The following is a 7,768-nucleotide window of genomic DNA, read 5'->3' as shown; positions in this document are numbered from 1 at the left end:
TTATGGCCTTAGATTACTGCTTTAGGTACATAGGGGGTATTCCGGCTTATGTACTCACCGACAACGCTAAGACTGCCGCGGTGAAGCATATCGCAGGGGTGGCTGTCATTAACCCCAAGATGGTCTCCTTCGCTAGTGCGTATGGCTTTAGTATCCAAACTTGCGTTGTCTATGATCCAGCATCAAAAGGTGGAGTAGAAGCTGCAGTTAGGGTGGCAAAAGAAGATATCTGCCCAAAAGACACCAACCTCGTTCAAAACTACAGGAACATCGCTGAACTTGAAGCTGCATGTGCCGCCTATACCACTTCTATCAACTCCGTTGTCCACTCAACCTCAGGCAAGATCCCATCAGTGGTACTTCAATCTGAGGCTATGACATTTCATAGCCTTCCTAAAGTGCCTTATCTCGGTGCTTATGGAGTGATGCGCAAGGTAGAGCCAAAGATGCCCATCGTTAGGTTCAACCACTGTGGTTACTCGGTACCAGCGAAATATCGTCGCGAAGTAGTCTATGTTCGCAGCGTTGGGGAAGAAGTGGTCATCGTAGCCCAGGAAGAAACTGGTGGATATGTTAACGAAATAGCTCGCCATGCAAGAGGAGAAGCTTTCAGCTATGTCATTGACGATTCTCATAAGGAACCAGATCATCCCAATGGTCCACTTGTGAGGATGCCGATTCCGACCAATGAAACTCAGGCTAAGTTTCTTTCAATTACACCTGATGCTAGCCAATGGCTCATTAGGGCTTGTAATAGTGGAGCCAGCGGCATTGAAACCTCGATAGCAGATCTAGTGGGCTACGCCAATAATGAAGTCTCCTCTTCAATAATTGAGGAGTCACTTCGTCTTGGAGCCTTCAATCACTCGGTAATAGCTGATCTCTTGGTAATTCACAAAAGGTCAGCTCGTAGTGGAACTAAGGCCACTTCACCACAGAGTTCCAAACCACAGAGTTCTAATGGTGCATCTAGCTCACCACAGGGTCCCTATGGTGCATCTACTGACGCCTGGTCCAAACTTGCGGCGGTGTCATAATGGCCGATAATATAATCCAAGACGAGATCGAAGCTATGACCAAGCGTCTTAGGCTTCCTCATATTAGGCGGAGCTACTATGATTTAGCTCTTTCGGCCCGAGCACAGCGATGGGATCCCATGGAGATGATCCGGCTGCTATTGGAAATCGAGCTAAAAGGCAGAAATGCTTCTACGTTAGAGATTCGCCGCATAGCAGCGAATCTCCCCTCCAATCGAACCCTAGAGGGGTTTGACTCATCCATATCATCGATTCCAAATAGAACCATTATGGGATTGTCCAACTTGGAGTGGGTAAGACTAAAGAGAACTTACTGGTTCTTGGTCCTCCTGGAACGGGTAAGAGCTTTCTGGCGGAGGCACTTGCAAGTGCTGGAATCGAAGCAGGTTTCAGGGTAGCTTGGTACACCCCTGAAACTCTGTGTCGTTATATGGATATAGCTAAGGCCACTGACACCTTGGCGAAGATGATGCTCAAATTGATGAGAATGGATTTGATTGTCATTGACGACCTAGGAATACTTCCTATGAACTCTATGGAATCAGAGTCTCTCTATCGGGCGGTCGATGCTTGTTATGAGAAGACTTCAATGATTGTGACCTCGAATTACCCTATAGCGTCCTTCGACGAGATCATCACGCCTAGATCTCTCGCTGCAGCACTTGTTGATCGTCTGGCTCATCATGGCCATCTCATAGAAACCAAAGGAGACTCTATTCGCCTTAGCCAAGCTCTTTCGGGTAAAGGTGTGGTGCCACTATGAGCCAGAGACCAGCGTTAGATGATCCCTCCTATCACAACGATAGAGAGGCGTTAGATGATCCTTCTCTAAAGAAGTCCTGTCCTATCTGTGGAGGTCAATTTGTCTCAATCGGTCGACGCATCTATTGTTCGGCAACTTGTAAACATAGAGCCTATCGAAGACGCCATCAAGGATTGGTGAGCAATGCCATAGTTGGAATAGGTAAACCTCGTCGAAATATCAGTATCTATGAGTGTCCTTCTTGTGGAGTGCACGAACTCGGCATACAACGCTGTAGCGATTGTGGAGTCTTCATGACTCGCGTTGGCATTGGCGGGCTGTGCCCTCACTGCGACGAGCCTCTCGCAGTAGGCGAACTCATGGGAGAGATATAGAGATAACACTCTTAGAAACCCAGTAATAATCAAATAAGAGCCCAACCAAGGCCTAACATAGTCCTTGGTTGGGCTCTATCTATATAGGACTCTATCTGTGTAGTGCTCTATCTGTGTAGTGCTCTATCTATATCGGCGACTATCAGGACGATTGATACATCCATTCGGTTTCTCGATTGATAGCTGCTGGTGCCCTACTGTCACCAGACTCGGAGAAATCTCCGTTCCTCATGAATCAAATGACCACACATGGATCTCACGCTTTAGACCCCACACTTTAGAGAACTAATGACGATATGTCTTAGCTCTTGACCAAAGAGAACCAACAAGGATAGCGAATCGTCACCATATAGACAAAGCCCACGGGATCCAACCCTTGTCGCGAATGTTCCACGATCTCATTGATTCGCCATGTCAACTGATTCGCCATGTCAACTTCATGCCCAAGAGCTGATGGGGCCAATTTGTTCGATTGCAAGCAAACCTATCGTCGCTCTATCGTCGCGCAACGGGCCATTGGGGTTCACGATGGGGCCTCTTGGTTGGCTTGGGTGATGGTCTATCGTCGCTCTATCGTCGCGCAACAGGCCATTGGGGTTCACGATGGGGCCTCTTGGTTGGGTTGGGTGATGGTCTATCGTCGCTCTATCGTCGCGCAACGGGCCATTGGGGTTCACGATGGGGCCTCTTGGTTGGGTTGGGTAACTTGCGGTGCCGTCAATACTCGCTAGATCTCTAGAATCTAGAATCTATAACCTCCACCTATCCAGGAACGTAATGGGGGTTATTGAGTTGTGGACGATTGCTACGCAAACGAAAGTTGAAATGTGGAAAACGCTTCGCGTTTACGCATAATCCAACGATCTTCGCCCACAGGCTCAACAACCTGTAGCTACTACCCATAAAAAAGAATAATAAAGAGATCTTTTCCAAGTCGCCCTCAACGAAATCTCAACCCTATCTAAAAATCACACTGCGCCTCGATAGAGCACTTTCATCTAATCGACAATTAACTGCTCTTGGATGCAAGTTGGAGTAGTTAATAGACCTTTGCGACCAAAGGTTACATTATTTCACCTCCTCGACAAGAAATGCCCATAGAAGGACCGAATGAAATAGCTACTGTAATAGTAAAAAAAGCGGCCTCAGATAAACGCGAGCTGTGGTAAAATGTGCAAAAGTGATGGCCACTTGTATGCATTCTTCGTGTCCACCAACTTGCAGTTCTCAATGGCCAGTAACATTTCCTATGAGTTCTGGACCGATACTTCTACTATTGATAGTCTTAGCACTAGAGAGATCCACCATCTCAAGGTCAGCCTCAGTAGCTCTTGTTTCTTTAGCGGCTGCAACTTCGGAACGAATTGCATACTTAGTGATTGCCAGATCGGCGTATCTGGCAATAATAGGATCTGATTCAAAGAGTGAGGTTACTCCAGAGAGTCTCTGGTAATAGCATTGGCTATTGCATTGGCCAGAGCTGGCCACAATGACTTATCCAGGTCCAGTTCGGTCAAGGTCATTACTATACGTTGACGGGGACCTTTTTCACAGCGGTAGGACTCAACGAGTTGGTACTTACTGTAGCTAACGCCGGTCTTTTTGTTAACTGTTGGAGTTTCACGGATAAACACAACAAGACAATAGCACCATGTCAGAGCTAATGCAAGTCATAATCAAAACTACTCAAAAATTAGGACACTACATTTGTGATCCAAAAAGACCTAATACCCATCTACCAGGGCATCTATAAATCACCCAAGTCGAAAATCGCCCAAAATCCCCTCAAAAGGGGCCAATTGGGGCGATTTTTCGGGAATTCTGCGAAAGATGGGCCAAGCAATCAAAACGAAGTCGACCTAATGCTCGCTGCTATTCATCCTGGCCAAAAAGGCCAGATGGCATTTAGAAGCAAAGGTGAAATATTCACAGACGTAAGCCGAATTCTCTTCGCTGATAAAGTATCAATTACGGGTTATCTACCTAGGTTCCAGGTTGGCCACTCTAGTAATAGGATGGCTTAGTAATCAAATCGACCTCTCCCCTAAGGTGACTAATTTGCGCATTGGATTCGTAATACCGCGATACGGAAGCGAAATAATTGGTGGTGCGGAAAACGCCACGCGTCTATTAGCAGAAGCATTAGTAAGACACCAAGGCTATAAGGTAGATATACTGACAACAACCGCAATAGAAATCGAAGCCTGGAATAACCACTTCCCTCCTGGCGATTGCGAATTGAATGGGGTAAGGGTCCACCGCTATAAGGTAGAAGGGCAAAGACTACCAAACTTCTACCAAGCAACTAAACGAGCGCTGAACGCGCCCAAAAGCATGTCGCTTGCAGAATCTCTTGAGGTCATCCGTCTCCAAGGCCCTGTATCCCCGAAACTAAATGATGCCATTTCGACTTACAACGGAGACCTAATCGCCTTCTATACATATTTATATCACCCGATAGTCACCGGTGTCACCCTAACCAGCCTTCCCAAAATCTTCCACCCTACCGCACATAACGAACCAATGTTAGATCTGCCTATCTTCAAAGAAGTATTCAATAGTATTGACGCGCTGGTATATCACACACCTTCCGAACGTCAAATAGTTGAAGATAGATTCGCTGTGGCACAAAAACCGGCAATGATACTTGGGATGGGGTACGAAAATGCAAGTCAGAATAGAGACGACAGGTCATTGCTTCCCTCAAGTATCATCAATTCCAAGTACCTTCTTTGCTTAGGAAGGGTTGACACGCAAAAAGGAGCCACCTTGCTGGCCGACCTATTCAAAGAGTACAAGACTCGAAATCCATCCGATCTAAAGCTTGTCTTCGCCGGACCTATTTCAATTCTCCCAAATCCACATCCAGACATTGAAGTCCTAGGTTCCGTGGACGAGCCCACCAAACATACTCTTTTAGCCAACATGGAACTCCTGATATCACCGTCGCCATTTGAATCATTTTCAATCGTATTGATTGAAGCTTGGGCGCACCAAAAAGCAGTTATGGTAAATCGAAGCTGTGGACCCACAACAAACCAAGCAAGAGCGAGCGGCGGAGGTCTCTCATTCGACTCATATGAGAACTTCGAGGCAACTCTTTCGCTGCTCCTAACGAATACTCCACTGCGGAACCAACTAGCTAATAATGGCACTCAATATGTGGCTAAAAAATACCAATGGCCAAACCTGACCGCGCGATATAACGAATTCCTCACATCGGTAAGGAAAGGCAAGTCAGCACTCGATTCGTTACTACCTAATAACTAAGTTCAGCCGAACCCAGAGCAAAAAGAAGGGTTAACAGGTTTCCGACAATCCAAAAAATAGAAATCTGGTTAACTGTCGACCAGAAAATCCAAGGTTCTACTTTACCCCTAAGTGTAGGGGGAGACAGCGCCGCCTTCCACAGAATATCAACCATGTAGAGCGAGAACCTAGACCGAAGAATGAAGGCCTACTCTAAAGATCAAAAAAAGGCTGTCGGCAAGAAACTGAGAAATTGGAGCTAAGTGTTGGCCATTTCTTTTAGTTTCTAGCTGGCAGTCGGCAGCTAGAAGGGCACTTCCGATTTAGCGGAGACTAGGGGTTGAAGTTCCATTTTTATGAAATCTCTTTAGAAGCAGTACGGCGGTTCTACCAGAATAGGATTTGAAGCAACTCACAATAGATTTCCCCCATTTTAGAAAAAGATTCTAAAGCAATTGCTGAGATCCGTCTTGGCATCGACGATATTAAATTAATTCACGTCGCCCCAAGATCTCCGGAGAGGTAGCGCTCCTTAGGACAACTTTACCTCCCAGAATGTTGAGATCCTAGCCTAACTATCTTGCCATGTCACCCATGGACCCAATGAAGCTATGGACAATTTGGTCAAGGTGACACACTTTGTCGCTTTTTTCATGACTAACTTCTATAACTGTTACCAGCAACATTAAATTGACCCAGGATCGCCAATATTAAATTGACCCACCCCCGCCAGTAAGACTTGTCTGTGGAACATTCAAAACCACCCAGGTGCAATCAAATGCTTTAGGGGCAGGCCACTAAAGCATTTGACAGAATTAAGAGCACAAGGACACAGTTATCACGAAACATCTAAGCTTGCCGGTGTATCTAGGAATACTGTAGCTAAGTACGTTCGTGATGGAACAATGTGGCAAGCTAAATCACCTAGAGCCCCATGGGGATCAAAGCTGAGGTCTTCTACAAGGAGATGAATGTGGCTATCGTCAAAGACGGAGGGATCAGTGCACCAGCGATACTCTCTCGAATAGAACCTTTGGGCTGTAGCTCTAAAGTAACGACGATCCGTAATTACGTAAAATCTATCAAACCAAATATTCGACCTCACGCCAAGGCGACCATTCGCTATGAAAGCAAACCGGGAGCTCAGATTCAACTTGATTGGGGACTCTTTGGTTATGACGATCACCGAGGAACAAGGAGAAACATCGCTGGACTTATGGTGACAATGGGTTATAGCTAAAGGGTCTATCTAGAGTTTGCCCTAACAGCTGACATCTATGGCTTTTCTACCTGTTTGCGCAGCGGCGACGACCAGACCTCAATGTCGCGGGAGATGCGGTCAGCAGTCGCCGCGGGCACTCCGGCTTGGTCCGCGAAGGTCGACCACTTGGAGACCGCTTCGAGGACCTGCTCGATGATATCAAAGGCACCGGGGACGGCGAAGCGATCGCCAACGTCGCGGACGTCCGACCGCGTGATTCCAGTCGTACGACCGTTCACAGCCATCAAGTGCTGTCGGGTCCACTGGCTGTCCGGGGCGTGCGCGTAAGTGGATCTTCGGAAATAAGCGGTATTCCGGTACCAAGATCGACCAGGAATCGGCAAGTTATTGAGCGTTCTGAGGTGATTGGCCAGATTGAAGCCGTCATTCGGAGAGGTCTAGGCTACACAACCCGTGAACGGGTAAGAGGGGCCAAGGGGGTTCTCCCTGGTGTCTTACTTATTGGGTTGGTTGGTTCCTGTTACGAACCAAGTGCGCTAGAGATCTGCGTTGTCACCGGGGTAACAGTAGCTAGTAGTGACCAGTCAGGCTTACCAGCCGCCAAGAGCGCTCTGATTCTAAAGTTCGCAAAGTTCGTCATCCCAAAGGCGATGCGCTTAATCCGCTTAATGAGGTTGTTCATCGACTCTGTCGGTCCATTGGTCACGAAGGACGTGTGCCAGGCCAGGATCTCATCATGCCAGCTTTTCAAGGTTCTCCCAAGTAGTTGGACCTCGGGGGGTCGTTGGTTGTCGGTGAAGTCACTGATAAGAGCATCGAGGTGGTCACTAGCGAGTTTTGGGTCACGATAGGTATAGAGCTCTCGTAAGGACTCCTTGGCTCTCCATGCGGTAGCTACCTCGTTGTCTGGGTCACCTAGTTCAAGTAGGTGAGTAAGTTTGGCGTTGGCACCCTCGGTGAGTCTCTCCTTGGCCATAGTCAGGAGTCGCCGGATGCGATAGAGGGGATCCCCACCCCTGCCTCTGTGACCAAGGATGTTCTGTTGTACCCTTCTTCTCACCTCATCAAGGCGAGTGTTGGCCAGCTTTATCAGGTGGAATGGATCGGCTACCATGGTAGCGTT

The 7,768-nt window shown here is 47.5% G+C and carries 9 protein-coding genes and 1 pseudogene; 6 read left to right on the top strand and 4 right to left on the bottom strand.

The window, feature by feature from the left end; translation table 11 throughout:
* The 4 genes and pseudogenes from AXFE_RS19965 to AXFE_RS08695 all read left to right on the top strand — a co-directional run.
* Positions 1–1,037: Mu transposase domain-containing protein (locus AXFE_RS19965; protein ID WP_052605491.1), on the top strand; the 1,037-nt coding region annotated here is incomplete at its 5' end.
* Positions 1,037–1,800: pseudogene (gene istB / locus AXFE_RS21450) on the top strand (IS21-like element helper ATPase IstB). The gene AXFE_RS19965 and the pseudogene istB, both read left to right, overlap by 1 nt.
* The gene (locus AXFE_RS08700; protein ID WP_052605490.1) at positions 1,797–2,174 is read left to right on the top strand and encodes a hypothetical protein; all 378 of its coding nucleotides are present in this window, start codon (positions 1,797–1,799) and stop codon (positions 2,172–2,174) included. The pseudogene istB and the gene AXFE_RS08700 overlap by 4 nt, the downstream one beginning before the upstream one ends.
* Before the next feature lie 464 nt (positions 2,175–2,638).
* Positions 2,639–2,905: a hypothetical protein gene (locus tag AXFE_RS08695; protein ID WP_052605489.1), complete on the top strand. Its 267-nt coding sequence runs from the start codon at positions 2,639–2,641 to the stop codon at positions 2,903–2,905.
* Between the two features lie 496 nt (positions 2,906–3,401).
* Here AXFE_RS08695 and AXFE_RS08690 read toward each other — a convergent pair whose 3' ends face one another.
* A complete protein-coding gene (locus AXFE_RS08690; RefSeq protein ID WP_052605488.1) occupies positions 3,402–3,662 on the bottom strand; it encodes a hypothetical protein in 261 nt (86 codons plus the stop codon).
* Positions 3,605–3,808, bottom strand: coding sequence for a hypothetical protein (locus AXFE_RS19275; RefSeq protein WP_152625977.1), 204 nt, complete (start codon positions 3,806–3,808; stop codon positions 3,605–3,607). The genes AXFE_RS08690 and AXFE_RS19275 overlap by 58 nt, the downstream gene beginning before the upstream one ends.
* 424 nt (positions 3,809–4,232) lie before the next feature.
* On the opposite strand from AXFE_RS19275, the gene AXFE_RS08680 reads away from it, so the two are divergent.
* Complete coding sequence (locus AXFE_RS08680; protein ID WP_052605486.1) at positions 4,233–5,444, top strand: glycosyltransferase family 4 protein; 1,212 nt, start codon at positions 4,233–4,235, stop codon at positions 5,442–5,444.
* Positions 5,445–6,396: 952 nt separating this feature from the next.
* Positions 6,397–6,663: a hypothetical protein gene (locus tag AXFE_RS08675; RefSeq protein ID WP_152625976.1), complete on the top strand. Its 267-nt coding sequence runs from the start codon at positions 6,397–6,399 to the stop codon at positions 6,661–6,663.
* A gap of 35 nt (positions 6,664–6,698) precedes the next feature.
* Here the strand turns inward: AXFE_RS08675 and AXFE_RS08670 are convergent, their stop codons facing one another.
* A complete protein-coding gene (locus AXFE_RS08670) occupies positions 6,699–6,923 on the bottom strand; it encodes a hypothetical protein (protein WP_152625975.1) in 225 nt (74 codons plus the stop codon).
* Between the two features lie 242 nt (positions 6,924–7,165).
* A partial coding sequence (locus tag AXFE_RS08665; RefSeq protein WP_160291790.1) for a transposase occupies positions 7,166–7,768 on the bottom strand: 603 nt, incomplete at its 5' end.

Origin of the sequence: Acidithrix ferrooxidans (genome assembly GCF_000949295.1) — a bacterium.
In the GTDB taxonomy this organism is placed as follows: domain Bacteria; phylum Actinomycetota; class Acidimicrobiia; order Acidimicrobiales; family Acidimicrobiaceae; genus Acidithrix; species Acidithrix ferrooxidans.
The sequence above is the reverse complement of the archived record's forward strand: the minus strand, read 5'-3'. Positions and strand labels throughout refer to the sequence as shown.